The 14,701-nt window shown below is 73.1% G+C and carries 11 protein-coding genes; 5 read left to right on the forward strand and 6 right to left on the reverse strand.

Annotation, left to right across the window (positions count from 1 at the left end; all coding sequences use genetic code 11):
- Positions 1-303: 303 nt before the first annotated feature.
- Positions 304-1,590: an MFS transporter gene (locus ACIRPH_RS16945; protein ID WP_402915178.1), complete on the forward strand. Its 1,287-nt coding sequence runs from the start codon at positions 304-306 to the stop codon at positions 1,588-1,590.
- 394 nt (positions 1,591-1,984) lie between these two features.
- Here ACIRPH_RS16945 and ACIRPH_RS16950 read toward each other — a convergent pair whose 3' ends face one another.
- Together ACIRPH_RS16950 and ACIRPH_RS16955 are read right to left on the reverse strand one after the other, a co-directional pair.
- The gene (locus ACIRPH_RS16950; RefSeq protein ID WP_402915181.1) at positions 1,985-2,845 is read right to left on the reverse strand and encodes a SigB/SigF/SigG family RNA polymerase sigma factor; all 861 of its coding nucleotides are present in this window, start codon (positions 2,843-2,845) and stop codon (positions 1,985-1,987) included.
- A gap of 660 nt (positions 2,846-3,505) precedes the next feature.
- Positions 3,506-4,348, reverse strand: coding sequence for an SDR family oxidoreductase (locus ACIRPH_RS16955; protein WP_402915183.1), 843 nt, complete (start codon positions 4,346-4,348; stop codon positions 3,506-3,508).
- A gap of 164 nt (positions 4,349-4,512) precedes the next feature.
- On the opposite strand from ACIRPH_RS16955, the gene ACIRPH_RS16960 reads away from it, so the two are divergent.
- Positions 4,513-5,295, forward strand: coding sequence for a GNAT family N-acetyltransferase (locus ACIRPH_RS16960; RefSeq protein ID WP_402915186.1), 783 nt, complete (start codon positions 4,513-4,515; stop codon positions 5,293-5,295).
- Between the two features lie 106 nt (positions 5,296-5,401).
- Here ACIRPH_RS16960 and ACIRPH_RS16965 read toward each other — a convergent pair whose 3' ends face one another.
- Complete coding sequence (locus ACIRPH_RS16965) at positions 5,402-7,219, reverse strand: acyl-CoA dehydrogenase (RefSeq protein ID WP_402915189.1); 1,818 nt, start codon at positions 7,217-7,219, stop codon at positions 5,402-5,404.
- 349 nt (positions 7,220-7,568) lie between these two features.
- Between ACIRPH_RS16965 and ACIRPH_RS16970 the strand changes: the two genes are divergently transcribed.
- Both ACIRPH_RS16970 and ACIRPH_RS16975 read left to right on the forward strand, forming a co-directional pair.
- Positions 7,569-10,028 (forward strand): molybdopterin oxidoreductase family protein, encoded by a 2,460-nt coding sequence (locus tag ACIRPH_RS16970; protein WP_402915192.1) that lies wholly within the window; start codon positions 7,569-7,571, stop codon positions 10,026-10,028.
- The gene (locus ACIRPH_RS16975) at positions 10,028-10,510 is read left to right on the forward strand and encodes a hypothetical protein (protein WP_402916000.1); all 483 of its coding nucleotides are present in this window, start codon (positions 10,028-10,030) and stop codon (positions 10,508-10,510) included. The genes ACIRPH_RS16970 and ACIRPH_RS16975 overlap by 1 nt, the downstream gene beginning before the upstream one ends.
- Positions 10,511-10,561: 51 nt before the next feature.
- Here the strand turns inward: ACIRPH_RS16975 and ACIRPH_RS16980 are convergent, their stop codons facing one another.
- The 3 genes from ACIRPH_RS16980 to ACIRPH_RS16990 form a co-directional block, all read right to left on the reverse strand.
- On the reverse strand, positions 10,562-10,867 hold the full coding sequence (locus ACIRPH_RS16980) for a YrhK family protein (RefSeq protein WP_402915194.1): 306 nt from the start codon (positions 10,865-10,867) through the stop codon (positions 10,562-10,564).
- A 30-nt stretch (positions 10,868-10,897) separates the two neighbouring features.
- On the reverse strand, positions 10,898-12,154 hold the full coding sequence (locus ACIRPH_RS16985; protein ID WP_402915196.1) for an FAD-dependent oxidoreductase: 1,257 nt from the start codon (positions 12,152-12,154) through the stop codon (positions 10,898-10,900).
- A gap of 251 nt (positions 12,155-12,405) precedes the next feature.
- On the reverse strand, positions 12,406-13,170 hold the full coding sequence (locus tag ACIRPH_RS16990; protein WP_402915199.1) for a hypothetical protein: 765 nt from the start codon (positions 13,168-13,170) through the stop codon (positions 12,406-12,408).
- Positions 13,171-13,971: 801 nt separating this feature from the next.
- Here ACIRPH_RS16990 and ACIRPH_RS16995 point away from each other — a divergent pair.
- Entirely contained in the window at positions 13,972-14,577 is a 606-nt protein-coding gene (locus tag ACIRPH_RS16995; protein ID WP_402915202.1) for a suppressor of fused domain protein, read from the forward strand.
- Positions 14,578-14,701 lie beyond the last annotated feature (124 nt).

Genomic DNA, 14,701 nt, shown 5'->3' on the forward strand with positions numbered 1-14,701 from the left:
TCAGAAGGGTTTTTCTGTACATGAGTTCGATTGGCGGGGGGTGGGCGAAGGCCCCTGAGTCCCGTTCCGGCTGTCGCGAGTCTCACCCGTTTTGGCAACTCATGGCGTGCTTTTGGTGACTCATGGTGACTTCCTGCTGGTTACGCGTTCTTGACTCTCCCGAGCGCGGGTCTTGCCGATGCCGGGTTCCACGGCGCACGCGGGCATCGGCCGGTTTTGCGCACCCCGTCACCCCGGTGTAAGGGGTGCCCCGGTCTCTGGAGGACACTGGGAAGGTCGTACAAAACGGAGAGAAGTCGTCCAGTGACACAGACCCAGACATCCGGTGACCGGACTACCCCGGACGGGAGCACCGCGCCCGCCGAACCCGCGGGCGGCGCCCGCGCGTGGATCGTGTGGGCGGTCGCCGTCGCCGGGTACTTCCTGGCGATGCTGCACCGCAACGGTCTCGGCGTCGCAGCGCTGGAGGCCCAGGCCCGGTTCGACGTCGGCCCCGCGCTGCTGTCCCTGCTGCCGATGCTCCAACTCCTGGTGTACGTCCTCCTCCAGGTCCCGGCGGGCCTCCTCGCCGACCGGCTCGGCCCCCGCTACACGCTCGCCATGGGCATGGTGGCGATGGTGGCCGGGTCCTGCCTGTTCGCGCTCGCGCCCGGCATCGAGGCCGCGGTCGCCGGACGGTTCCTCATCGGCCTCGGCGACGCCCTCGTCTTCCTCAACGTCATCAGGCTGGCCGCCCTGTGGTTCCCGCGTGCGCGCTACGCCCTCGTCAGCGGCCTCACCGGCGTCGTCGGCGGCATCGGCCAGGTGGCGAGCGCGGCGCCCCTCGCGTGGGCCCTCGGACAGGTCGGCTGGGTGGCCGCCTTCCTCTCCACCACGGCCCTGACCGCGCTGATGGCGCTCCTCGTGCTGCTGGTCGTGCGCGACCGCCCCGCCGACGCGGCCGGACGGTCCACCGTCGCCGACCCGATCTCCGTGTGGGAGGCGCTCAAGGAGGCCCTCCGCGCGCGCGGCCCGCTCATCGGCATGGCGCACCACGCGGCGGTGATGGCGCCCTTCACGATGATGATGGTGCTGTGGGGATACCCGTACCTCGTGAACGGGCTCGGCCTGGCCGAGGGCACCGCGGCGCTGACCCTGACCGTTCTGGCGGCGGGAGGTCTGTGGGTGGCCCCGTTCGTCGGCCTCCTGGTCGGCCGGCGCCCCCGCGCGCGCCGGTGGCTGGCCCTGACCCTGGGGGCGGTGCTGAGCGCGGGCTGGGTGCTGCTGGTCGTGTGGCCCGGGGGAGCGCCCGTCGCGGCCGGGCTGGCGGTGATGGCGGTGAGCGCGGTGGGCCAGACCCTCGCGCCGACGATCTCCTTCGACTTCGCCCGCGACGGCATCCCCGCCAGCCGCACCGGTGTCGCCTCCGGCCTGGTCAACATGAGCGGCTTCACGACCGCTGTGCTGTGCACGGTCGCCGCGGGTGCGATCCTCCAGGCGCTTCCGGACGAGCCGGAGTCCTACCAGATCGCGTTCGTGCCGATGTGCGTGACGACGGTCGCCGCGACCGCGCTGCTGTACTTCTTCGTGCTGTCCCGCCCCCGGGCGTAGGACCACGGGCCTGAGGGGAGGCCGGGCCGGAAGCGGCGCGGGCCCGAAGGCCCCCGCCTCCTCTCCTCCTCGCGCGCGTGCGCACGCGCGCGAGGGGACGCGTGTCGCGCCGCGATCTGCCGGCTGCGCGTGCGCGGGGGAGGGGCGTGGACGCCGGGGACCGTGCTCCGGGCCCGCCGTGCGCGCGGGAGAGGTGCGCGGACGGCTCCGGCGAGACGGTCACGGTCCTTGGTCCGTGCGTGCGCGGAAGCGGCGCGGAACCACCGCTCGGAAGGCCGTGGCGGAGCCGGGCCCGCCGTGCGCGCGGAGAGGCCGTCCGGGGAGCCGCCCCGGGCCGTGGGCGGGGCCGGGCGCGGCCCCCGCGCGCCCCCGGCCACCGCCCGCGCCCCGGAGCTCAGGCGCGGGCCCGCGCCGTCTCGCCCATCTCTGCGCGGAGCCGGTCCAGCACCCCGGACAGGAGCCGGGAGACGTGCATCTGCGAGCAGCCCATCCGGTCGGCGATCTCGGTCTGGGTGTGGTCGCAGAAGAAGCGCAGGCCCAGGAGCCGCCGGTCGCGCTCGGGAAGGCGTGCGAGGGCCGGCTTGAGGCTCTCGCGCTGGTTCACCAGTTCCAGGCCGTGGTCCTCGCTGCCCAGGTGGTCCTCCAGGCGCATGGGCTCCTCCTCGGATCCGGAGGTGTCCGGCGCCTCCAGGGACAGGCACTGGTAGGCGTTGGACGCCTGGACGAGCTGGTGCACCTCCTCCTCCGTCATGTCCATCCTCTCGGCCAGTTCCGCGGTCGTGGGCGTGCGCGCGTGCTCCTGCTGCAGCTCGGAGGACACTCTGCGCAGCTTGCTGCGCTCCTCCTGCTGTGTCCGGGTGACGCGCATGGCCCAGGTGTGGTCGCGGAAGTGGCGCTTGACCTCTCCGGTGACCGTGGGAACCAGGTAGGCGACGAACGGCTTGCCGTAGGCGGGGTCGTAGCCGCGCATGGCCTTGGTGAAGCCGACCATGGCAGCCTGGTACAGGTCCTCCAGCGGTTCGCCGCGGCCCTGGTAGCGGCGCGCGATCTTCTTGGCCAGGGGCTGGTGGAGCAGCACGACGCGCTCTCGGAGCCGGTCCGCGCGGGGGTCGCCCTCGCCCAGGCGCCTCGCCGCGGCCAGCAGCTCCTCGGCGGAGGCGTTCTCACCGGGGGTGCGCGTGCGAGGGCGGGAGAGCGGACGGGTCCGCTTGCGGGCGGCTCGGGGCGTCTTCGGGGCGGTGACGGTGTTCGGCAAGAGAGCTCCCGGTTGTCTGGCGGGTCCGGACAGAACGCCGGCGGCTTCGGTGGGGAATTCAGTTCGGGCGGGTGATCGGAAGGGTTGGAGGAAAACCTCGTGGACCTTCTTCCTTCCCCCGGAGCGGCGTTTAAAAGTGCGGACCGAAATTTTTTGCGCTTTCCCTGGTAAAGGTCGTCAAAGTCACGCTCCGTGTTTTCCTCCGGTGTTCGGAGTGGTGTTTTTCGTGGCGTGGCGCACACTGCTTCCCTGCTCCAGGGGGGGTGGAGGGCAGTGCTTCCCGTCGTGGGAAGTGTTTCGCTCGCCGGAGGAAGCGCTTTTTATGCCGTTCTTACAATGGTTTGGAAGGAGTGGGCAGGATGCCGTCCGCGCCTGTTTTCGGTTTTACCCCGTCCTTATTCGCGCCGTCGGTGCGGAGTGCCCGTTCCGCGGAAGGTCTTTTCCTGTTCCGGTCCGGGGGATGCTCCGACGACGGCTGCCCTCCCTCCCGGAAGGGCCGGGACGAAGAGGGGCGGGCGGTCACCGTCCCCGCCTCCGGTCCGGTCGGGCGACGCCGGTGTCCGGTCCCGTGGAGCCCTCCGGGGGCGTGTCCGGGCGCCACGCACGGCGCCCTCCCCGGCACGTGCCGGGGAGGGCGCCGAGGAGCCGGGCCCGGGGCCGTCAGCCCGCGCGCCAGGTGCCGTCCTGGAGAGCCCCTCCCGCCTGGGGCCCCATCAGCGAGAGCCCCCCGTCCACGAAGAGCGAGGCCCCGGTGACGTAGGACGACCCCCGCCCGGCGAGGAAGGCCACGGCGTCCGCCACCTCGTCGGCGTGGCCGGGGCGGGAGATCGGGTAGCCGCCCCGCGTGTCCAGCCCCGGCGGCTCCTCGTGCTGTCCGGTCATGGGCGTGGCGATCTCGCCCGGCGCCACCGCGTTCACGGTGATGCCGTACAGCCCCAGTTCGAGGGCGAGCACCCGGGTCAGGAGCTTGAGGCCGCCCTTGGCGGCGCAGTAGGCCCCGGCGTTCACCCGGGGGAACTCCTCGTGCACGCTGGTGATGTTGACGATGCGTCCGCCGCGTCCCGCGTCGCGCATGTGGGTCGCCGCGATCCGGGAGCAGAGGAACGGGCCGTCCAGGTCGACGGCCAGGACCTCGCGCCAGCGCTCGTCATCCGTCTCCAGCAGGGGTTCGTCCGACCCGGTCCCGGCGTTGTTGACCAGGACCCCGACGCCCCCGAGCTCCCCGATCAGCTCGGCGACGGCCTCGGACCCGGCCACCGGGTCGGAGAGGTCGTGCCTGCGCACCACCGCCCGGCGTCCGGCCTCCCCGATCTCGGACGCCGTCCGGCGGACGCCCTCTTCGTCCGAGTGGTACGTGATGCCGAGGTCGAAGCCCTCGCGCGCCAGGCGGACCGCCGTCGACCGCCCGATCCCGCTGTCCGCGCCGGTCACCACCGCCACGCGGTCGTAGCCGTCGAACTCGCTCACCCCGTCCACGCGGGCGTCGTCACGTCGTCGCTCCATGGCTGCGCACCCCCTCGTCCCCTGCGCCCGCCCGGGCGCACGCGCTCGGGGTCCCGGCTACCCGGTCGGTGCTTCCGTACACGTGCGTCCGGGCGGCGCCGTGGACCGGGTCCCCGTCGGAAAACGGGTTGACCGCGCCCGCCGGCCCCGTGGTGTCATGGCCTGTGACGAACATCGAAGGCCTGCTCGCGGCCTATGACGAGCAGTTGCGCGGCGCCCCCGCGGACCTCCCCGGCGGGGTGGCGGTGGAACGGGACGGACCGGTGACGCGGTTGGTCGGGCAGCGCCGGGGGCTCGTCACCGCTCCGTCCGACCTGGGCGTGCGCGGGGACGAACTGGACCGGCTGATCGCCCGGCAGCGGGAGCGCTTCGCGGCGCGCGGCGAGGCGGTGGAGTGGAAGACCCACGGGCACGACCGGCCTGAGGACCTCCCCGACCGCCTCCGCGCCGCCGGGTTCGCGCCCGAGGAGCGGGAGACCGTGCTGATCGGCCGCACCGACGTGGTCTCCTCCCAGGCCCCGCCCGAGGGGGTCGCCCTGCGCCGGGCCGGCGGACCGGACGACATGCGCCGCGTCGCCGACATGGAGTCGCGCGTGTGGGGCGGCGACTGGAGCTGGCTGGCGGAGGACCTGGCCGCACGGACCGCCGCGGACCCGGACGGTATCGCCGTCCTCGTCGCCGAGGCCGACGGGGAGGTGGTGTCGGCCGCGTGGCTGGTGTTCCTGAGGGGCACCGAGTTCGCCGGGCTCTGGGGCGGCTCGACCCTGCCGGCGTGGCGGGGGAAGGGGATCTACCGGTCCCTGGTGGCCGCCCGCGCCCGCATCGCCGCGGCACGCGGTGTCCGCTACCTCCAGGTCGACGCCACCGACGCCAGCGCGCCCGTCCTGCGCCGCCTGGGGTTCGAGGGTGTGACCACCACGACCCCGTACGTCTGGTCCCCGGCCTGAGCCGCGGGCCCCGCCCGCCCCGGTCCGGGGCCCCGGGGGTCCGCGCACGAGGAACGGGCGGGGCGGCCCCGGAAGGCCGCCCCGCCCGTCGCGGGTCCGGTTCGCCCTAGAAGGCGGACTCGGGAACGTCCATCAGGTCGAGGTCGACGCCCTCGGCCACGCGCAGCTCGGCGGCGATGCGCGGCAGGAACTGCTCGGCGAAGAAGCGCGCGGCGGCGATCTTGCCGGTGTAGAAGTCCTTGTCCGCCTCGTCGGCGCCGTCGAGGCCGTTCAGGGCCACCTCGGCCTGGCGCAGCAGCAGCCAGGCGAGGACGACGTCGCCGAACGACATCAGCAGGCGGGTGGAGTTCAGGCCCACCTTGTACAGCTCGCGCGGGTTCTCGGCGGAGCCCATCGCGTGGCCGACCATGAGCTCGACGAGCTTCTCGATGTTGCCGAGGCCCTCCAGGAGCAGCTTGCGCTCCTCCTTGAGGCGGCCGTTGCCGGCCTCGCTCTCGGCGAAGGCCCGGATCTCGCCCGAGAGGGCGCCCAGCGCCTGGCCGCCGTTCTTCACGATCTTGCGGAAGAAGAAGTCCTGGGCCTGGATCGCCGTCGTGCCCTCGTAGAGGGTGTCGATCTTGGCGTCGCGGATGTACTGCTCGATCGGGTACTCCTGTAGGAACCCGGAGCCGCCCAGGGTCTGGAGGGACTCCGCGAGCAGCGCGTAGGAGCGCTCGGAGCCCACGCCCTTGACGATCGGCAGGAGGAGGTCGTTCATGGCCTCCAGCTCCGTGACGTCCTCGCCCCTGGAGTGCGCGATCTGGATCTTGTCCTGCTGCGTGGCGGTCAGCACGACCAGGGCGCGCATCGCCTCCACGTAGGACTTCTGCGTCATGAGGCTGCGGCGCACGTCCGGGTGGTGGGTGATGGTGACCTTGGGGGAGTTCTTCGACCCGGCGAGGTCGTTGCCCTGTACGCGCTCCTTGGCGTACTCCAGGGCGTTCAGGTAGCCGGTGGAGAGGGTGGCGATGGCCTTCGTGCCGACCATCATCCGCGCGTACTCGATGATGAGGAACATCTGGCGGATGCCGTCGTGCTTGTCGCCGACGAGGTAGCCGATGGCGGGGTGCTTGTCGCCGAAGGTCAGCTCGCACGTGGTGGAGGCCTTGAGGCCCATCTTGTGCTCGACGTTGGTCACGTAGGCGCCGTTGCGCTCGCCGAGGGAGCCGTCCTCGTTGACCAGGAACTTGGGGACCAGGTACAGGGACAGGCCCTTGGTGCCGGGGCCCGCGCCCTCGGGGCGGGCGAGCACCAGGTGGAAGATGTTCTCGGACATGTCGTGCTCGGCCGAGGTGATGAAGCGCTTGACGCCCTCGATGTGCCAGGTGCCGTCGCCCTGGTCCACGGCCTTGGTGCGGCCGGCGCCGACGTCCGACCCCGCGTCGGGCTCGGTCAGCACCATGGTGGCGCCCCAGCCGCGCTCGATGGCGAGCCTCGCGAACTCCTTCTGCTTCTCGTTGCCCTCGGAGAAGAGGATGCTCGCGAAGCCCGGGCCGGCGGAGTACATGTGCACGGAGGGGTTGGCGCCGAGCACGAGCTCCGCGGCGGACCAGACCAGGGAGCGGGGGGCGCCGAGGCCGCCCAGCTCCTGGGGGAGGTCGAGGTTGTACCAGCCGGCGTCCATGTAGGCCTGGTAGGACTTCTTCAGGCTCTCGGGGACGGCGACGGTGTTCGTCTTGGGGTCGAACACCGGCGGGTTGCGGTCCGCGTCCTCGAACGACTCGGCGATGACGCCGGTGGCGAGGCGGTCGACCTCGGCCAGGATGGTGCGCGCGGTCTCCTCGTCGAGCTCCTCGAAGGGGCCCTCGCCCAGTACGTCCTGGCGCCTGAAGACCTCGAAGAGGTTGAACTCGATGTCGCGCAGGTTGCTCTTGTAATGCGTCATGGACAGCTCCGCTGTGTCCTGGCCGCGGTGTCTGTACACGCGGATCTACCGACTAGTAACAAGGCAATGTTACTACCGAGTAGACCCCTATGCCAGTAGCGCGAGGGACTTGTGGCCCGCGAGACACCCAGAAGTGGCGGAACGCGGGGTCCCCGGGAGCGGAGGACCCCGGCGCGGCGCCGCGGGGGCGCTCTTGCCCGGGGCGCCGGACCCGCGCGCCCGACGGTTCGGCCCGGGGAGCACCGGGGCGGCCCGCCGCGGAGCCGTCGGCGGCCCCGGGGCCCGCCGTTTACGCCCGGGGGGCCCGGGTAGTGGGGCAGGCACGTTTGCGCCGCCGGGAGGAGCAGCGATGCCGTCGAGGGACAGGATCGCCGAACCGTGGGGATCGCGGACCCCGTACGGGCCGGGGCAGGAGTGGCCGGTCAGGGTGGACGCCCGCCTGGCCGAGGGCGTCACGCCCGACCAGGTGGAGCGCTGGGTGCCCTCCGCCACCCTCCTGCACTCGAACGGCGACGCGCTGGACATCGCGGTCCGGGGCGACCGCATCGTCGGGGTGCGCGGCAGGGCGGCCGACCGGGTCAACCGCGGGCGGCTCGGCCCCAAGGACCTCTTCGGGTGGCAGGCCGGCAACGCGGCGGACCGGCTCACGCGGCCCCTGGTCAGGCGGGGCGGCGAACTGGTCGAGACCGACTGGGACACCGCCATGGGGGCGGTCGTGCGGCGCAGCCGGGAACTGCTCGACGAGCAGGGGGCCGGTGCGCTGGCCTTCTACACCAGCGGTCAGCTGTTCCTGGAGGAGTACTACACGCTCGCGGCCGTCGCCCACGGCGCGATCGGCACCAACCACGTGGACGGCAACACCCGGCTGTGCACGGCGACGGCGGCGGAGTCGCTCAAGGAGTCGTTCGGCTCCGACGGCCAGCCCGGCTCCTACGCCGACGTCGACCACGCCGACGTCATCGCCCTCTACGGCCACAACATGGCCGAGACGCAGACGGTCCTGTGGTCCCGGGTGCTCGACCGGCTCGCCGGCCCCCGTCCGCCCGCCCTCCTGTGCGTCGACCCCAGGACGACCCCCGTGGCGCGGGAGGCCGATCTGCACCTCGCGCCGCGCCCGGGGACCAACCTCGCGCTCATGAACGGCATCCTCCACGAGCTCGTCCGCCTGGACCGGGTCGACCACGGCTACGTCGACGCCCACACGGTCGGCTACGAGGAGCTCGTCGAGAGGGTGGCCGGGTACCCGCCCGAGTACGTCGCCGACGTCTGCGGCGTCCCCGCCGGCGACGTGCGGGAGGCGGCGCGGATGCTGGGCGACGCGGAGCGCCTGCTGTCGACGGTGCTCCAGGGCTTCTACCAGTCGCACCAGGCGACCGCCGCGTCCGTGCAGGTCAACAACGTCCACCTGATCCGCGGGATGCTCGGCAGGCCCGGCGCCGGCGTGCTCCAGATGAACGGGCAGCCCACGGCGGAGAACACGCGGGAGTGCGGCGCCGACGGGGACCTCACGGGCTTTCGCAACTGGAGCAACGACGCCCACGTCGCCGACCTCGCCGCGGTGTGGAACCTCGACCCCGCGAGGATCCCGCACTACGCGCCGCCCACCCACGCGATGCAGATCATGCGCTACGCCGAGAAGGGCTCCGTGCGCTTCCTGTGGGTCAGCGCCACCAACCCGGCGGTGACGCTCCCCGAGCTGCGGCGGATCCGGTCCCTGCTCGCGGGGCAGGACCTGTTCCTGGTGGTGCAGGACATCTTCATGACCGAGACGGCCGAGCTCGCCGACGTGGTGCTCCCCGCGGCGACCTGGGGCGAGAAGACGGGCACGCTCACCAACAGCGACCGCACCGTCCACCTGTCCGAGAAGGCCGTCGACCCGCCCGGCGAGGCCCGGCCCGACCTGGACGTCTTCCTCGACTACGCGCGCAGGATGGACTTCCGCGACAAGGACGGGGAGCCGTTCCCGCAGTGGCACGACCCCGAGTCGGCCTTCGAGGCGTGGAAGCGGGCCAGCGCCGGGCGGCCGTGCGACTACACGGGCATCACCTACGAGAAGCTGCGCGGCGGGAGCGGAGTCCAGTGGCCCTGCAACGCCGACAACCCGGACGGGACCGAGCGGCTCTACGCCGACGGCCGCTTCTGGGCCGCGCCCGACCAGTGCGAGAGCTACGGGCGCGACCTGGTCACCGGCGCTCCGGCGGATGCGACCGGGTACGCCGCGATGAACCCCTCCGGGCGTGCCGTCATCAGGGCGGCCGAGTACCTGGAACCCCACGAGGCCCCGGACGGGGAGTACCCCTTCGCCCTCGTCACCGGCCGCACGCTCTACCAGTTCCACACCCGCACCAAGACCGGGCGCGCCCCGCAGCTGCGGCGCGCCGCCCCCGAGGTCTGGGTGGAGGTGGCCCCCGCCGACGCGGAGGAGGCGGGGATCCGCGAGGGGGACCTGGTGGAGGTGGTCTCGCCGCGCGGAGCGGTCCGGGCGCGTGCGCGCATCGCCGGGATCCGCCCGGGCGTGCTGTTCGTCCCCTTCCACTACGGCTACTGGGACGCGGAGGACCGCGGCGGGGGAGAGGGCGTTCCGAGGGACCGGGCGGCCAACGAGATGACCGTCACCGACTGGGATCCGGTGTCCAAGCAGCCCCTCTTCAAGACCTCGGCGGCGGGGCTGCGGCTCCTGGAGCCCGGCGGAGGGGCGCCGGCGCCCGCGCCGACGACGACCGCGTCCCGGCCCGTCGGAGAGGGGGTGCCGGGGACCCGGGGCGGACCGGGGGCGATGGCGGAGGAACACGTGGAGGGGGGTTCGTGATGGGAATGGCGGTCGCGCTCGGGGAACTGCACCGTTCGGAGAGCCTCCTGCTCCGCGAGCTCCTCGCCCTGGGCGAACGCCACCGGGACGAACCCGAGGTCCACCACGTGGCCGGGGACCTCGCCACGTGGTCGCGGGAGCACGTGCGGGAGCTCGCCGCGACCGCTCCCCGCTACGGCCTGGAGCCGGAGGACCTCTCGGAGGACGGCCCGGAGCCGCTCGGCGGGACGCGCGGGGACCCGGGGGAGCCGCTGGACACCCGTTCGGATCCGGATCTCCTGCTGCTGGCGGACCTGAGGCGGCTGTACCGCACGGCTGCGGGGGTGTCGCTGGACTGGGAGCTCCTCGGCCAGGGCGCCCAGGCGCTCGCCGACACCGCTCTGCTCGCGCTCACCCGGCGGTGCCACCCGCAGACGGAGCGGCAGATGAACTGGGCGGACGGCATGCTCAGGGCCCTCTCCCGGCAGGTGCTGTCCCGCTGAGGCGCGGGCCCGTCCCGTGCCGCGCTCCGGGGCCGCGGCCGGGAGCGGCGGTCAAAAGTCCGTGGAGGACTCCGCCGGCGCCGTCGAGGGGCCGCCGGCCGCGCGGATGTTCCGCACGTGGACCAGCCGGCTGAGCCGGATGGCGGGGCGGATCAGCAGTTCGACGCTGCCGAGCAGGAAGCACCACGTCCCGACCGTCATCCAGGCCGGGAGGAAGAACATGATGCTGCCCGCGATGAACCACAGCGCGATGAGCGTGTCGTTCGCGATGCTCAGCGCCTCGTACCGGCGGCGGACGACCAGCTCCTCGCGGCCGATGTGGACGACCAGGGGCCGTCCCCGCTGTGGACCGGGCATGGCGGTCCCCCTTTCCTTCCGTCGGACGGGTCAGTCCAGGCCCAGGTCGGCCAGGACCGCGGCGGCGGCACGCCCGCCGCTGACGAGCGCGCCCTGCAGCGAGGGCGTGTCCCGGTGGTCCCCGGCGACGTAGACGCCCCCGCCCACCGCCGGGGGCTTGCGCAGGTCGCCCAGCGGCGGCGGCGCCGCCGGCAGGGCGTCCGGCACGTGCACCGTGTCCAGGTGCTCCCAGTCCGAGTCGCCGGTGCCGAGGAGACGGGCCGCCTCGGCGCCCACCCGCGCGGGGGAGGGGCGCTCCGCGCCCACGACCGACGACGCGATCAGCGCCCGTCCCGGCGGGGCGTAGGACGGCGCGGTGGCCGTGACGACCATGACGCTGGAGAGCCCGAGCCGACCGCGCGCCGAGCGCCCGTCCACGTGCAGGAGGGGGTCGTCACCGGGTGAGGCCGGCCGGGAGTGGTAGTAGGTGGTGGCGGGGTTGAGCGCGGGTCCGTCCAGCTCCGGCAGCAGGCGGGCCACGGCCCCGGGGCCCACGGCGACCACGACGGCGCGAGCCCTGACGGACCCGGCCTCCGTGTCGACCGCGCCGGGTCCCACCTCCCGCACGGGGACCCCCAGCACCATGCGCGCGCCCGCGGCCCGCGCCGCCAACTGGTCGGAGACGGCCTGGATCCCCGTCTCGGGGACGGTCAGCCTTCCCCGGGCGAAGCTGCGCCAGACCAGGTCGTTGGCCCGGCTGGAGGTGCCGAGGCCGGGATCGAGGAAGACACCGGACAGGAAGGGCCGGACGAGCGTGTCCACGGCCCGCTTGCCGAGGCCGCGCCGCCGCAGGGCCGTGAGGGTGTCCGTCTCCGGGCGCTCCTTGAGGCGCGAGGCGGGCAGGAGCGCGTCCCCGGCGACCGCCCGCAGCAGGCGGAGCGGGTCGGAGGGGCGGACCACCCTCCCCGAGAACAGGGACAGGGCGGACAGGGCTCCCCGGGGGGAGGGCTCCAGCCGGACCGGGCCCCGGTCGGTGAGCACGGCCATCCCCTTGGGGAAGGACCGCAGGCGCAGCGCGGCGAGGTCCAGCCGGCGGCGGACGGCCGGGTAGGCGGTGTTGAGCACCTGGAAGCCGCGGTCCAGCACGTAGCCGTCCCGGAACGTGCTCCGGACGCGCCCGCCCACGGTCTCCTCGGCCTCCACGACGGTCACGTCGAGTCCCGCCGCCGCGAGGTCGGCGGCGGCGACGAGCCCGGCCGCTCCCGCTCCCACGACGACGACGTCACAGCTCCTCGGCAGATCGGTCACCCGGCCAGCGTAGGCCCGCGCCCCGGCGCCGGCCCGGACGTCGGCCGGTGAGCCGCGGAAGCACCCCCGGAGGGACACGGCCCGGGGGCCGGGCGGCGCGTCCGGACCGCACGCCGAGCGCCCGTGTCCGGACGATCGCCGGCGGCCCTCCCCGTCCGCCGGAGCCCCCGCCCTCCGCTCGGAGCGCCGGAAACCGGCCGGGAGCACGGAAGGGGCGGCGCCCCTGGAGGGGCGCCGCCGGGTTCCGGGGATCAGACCTGGTACTCGGTGACCGTCTCGGCGACCCCGTCCACGATCACGACCTCGGCGTAGACGAAGGTTCCCTCCGCGAGGGCGGTCTCGAGCTCGTCGAAGGGGCACGACACGTTTCCGTGACCGTCCTCGTGGAGGCCCTCCTCGCCGGGGCAGACGTAGATCCCGCCGACGTGCTCCGTCGTCTCGTCGACGTAGAACGCCTGGTCGTCGACGAGGTACTCGTACGGGGCCAGGTACGTGACCTCGCCCGTCAGGGTCGTGGTCACCCCTTCGGGCAAGGGGTCCCCTCCCGCGGAACCGTTCTCGGAGCTCTCCTGGGCCTCGGGATCCCCGTGCCCGTCCGTCCGGTACTCGGTGATCGACTCGGCGAACCCGTCCACGATCGCGACCTCGGCGAGAACGGCGGTTCCCCCCTGGAGGGCGGCGTCGAGCTCCTCGTAGGAGCACTCCACGATTCCGTAACCGGTCTCGTCGACGCCGTCCTCGGCGGGGCAGACGTAGATCCCGCCGAGGACCTGCGTGGTCTCGTCGACGTGGAACGCCTGGTCGTCGACGAGGTACTCGTTCGGGGCCAGGTACGTGACCTCGCCCCCCATGGTCGCGGTCACCCCTTCCGCGCCGTTGCTCTCGGCACCCTGGGCCTCCGCGTCGAACGCCTCCGTGGCGACCGCGTCCGGGCTGAAGCAGCCGGTAGCGCCGAGGGTGAGCAGACCGGCGGTGAGAAGGGCCAGGAAGGAGGACCGGGTGTTGCGGCTCATCATGTCCGTTTTCTTTCGGGGAGCAGGTGCGAGGAACGTTCACGCCGGGGTCCGAGAGCTGTGGTCTGCCGCTTCAGCGGGTCTGCCGGGGCTTCCCGAAACGCTTGGCGAAGGTGAGGGAGGGGGTTGCAGGGGAATGGGAACCGCGCCCGCCCTGACAACTCCTTGAATGTAGCACTGCATTCTGCATTCCTGTTTTTCGGAGAGCCCCTGTTCTGTCTCGGGTGCGGGGCGGTCCGCGATGCGGGTCGGGTTGCGGAGAGGGGCGGGTCGCGGTGTGGGTCCTGGCGGCGAAGAACCCGGGAGGTCGCAGTGGCTTCCCTCATAAGGCCAGGTCAAGTCCAGTGTGGGTTGTGTGGGCGGATCGCCTTGTGTGTGTCCGGTCGGCCACGGTGCGTTTCATCGAGAAAAGTTCTGACAAGAACGGGCCAATTTTTCGAGATATGGGGAAGGGATGTGATTGGACGGTGCCGGTTTCCCTGATTTGTTACTGTGAAACAGATCACTCGTGTTTTCTATTGGTGATCGACGGCTTCCCCTTTTGTGGGGAGAGGTGCTTTGGACGGCTGTGCGGGCTGTGCGGTTCTTGTCTTCTGTGTTTTTTCGGGGCCGCCGGGCGGCCCCGTACGGGTCGGCCGCCCGCGGGCGCCGCGCCCGGATCGTCGCCGGACCGGGCGCCCGCCACGCGCTCGTATCCTCGGACCTGGACGATCACCGGCGGCGGCCGGCTCCGGCGGCCCGGACCGTCCGCGGGGGCCGTCGGCGACGGCCGCGGCCACCACCGACCTGGAGAGCGACGACGCGATGCTGGAGATGCTGCCCGGACTCGTCCGGATCTACGAGGAGTGGGCGGAGCGGTACCCCGACGTACAGCCGCTGACCGTCCAGTTCGCGGCGGACGGGAAGTCGGGGGAGGGGCTCGACGGCGTGCTCGCCTACCCCCTGGACGGCCACTGGCTCCTGGTCACCTTCGGACTGACCGAGCTCGGCGAGAAGACCAGCGGGGAGGCCCGGGTCTCCGGCTCGGGCTTCGAGTTCACCTGCAGGGTCCCGCGCGAGGACGGCGACGAGGCCGTGCCCGCCTGGATCCTGCGTGTCCTCCACGCCTTGGCCGACCGCTTCCTCGCCGGCAGCGACCTGGACGTGGGCCACTGGATCGTCACCCCGTCCCCCCTCGGAGGGGAGCCGGCCAACGGCGACATGACGTCCCTCGTCATCGTCCCGGACGTCGAGATCCGCGCCATCGACACCCCGAACGGGATCGTCCTCTTCTTCCAGCTCGTCGGGTTGAAGGCGGAGGAGGGCGCCGCCGTCCAGGAGGCAGGGACGGCCGCCCCGCTCGTCGCCCTCCTGCGCGACCGGGACCCGAGGATGCTCACCGACCCGTCCCGGGACGCCGTCCGGCTCTGACCCGCGGCCCCGGCCGGCCCGGGGGGGGGGGGGGGGGGCCGGGGGCGGGCCGGCGCGGGGGGGGGGGGGGGGGCCCCCGCCCCCGGGGGGCGCGGCCCCCCCCGGGGGGGGGGGGGGGGCCCGC

Source organism: Nocardiopsis sp. NPDC101807, from assembly GCF_044766605.1.
GTDB lineage: Bacteria > Actinomycetota > Actinomycetes > Streptosporangiales > Streptosporangiaceae > Nocardiopsis > Nocardiopsis tropica.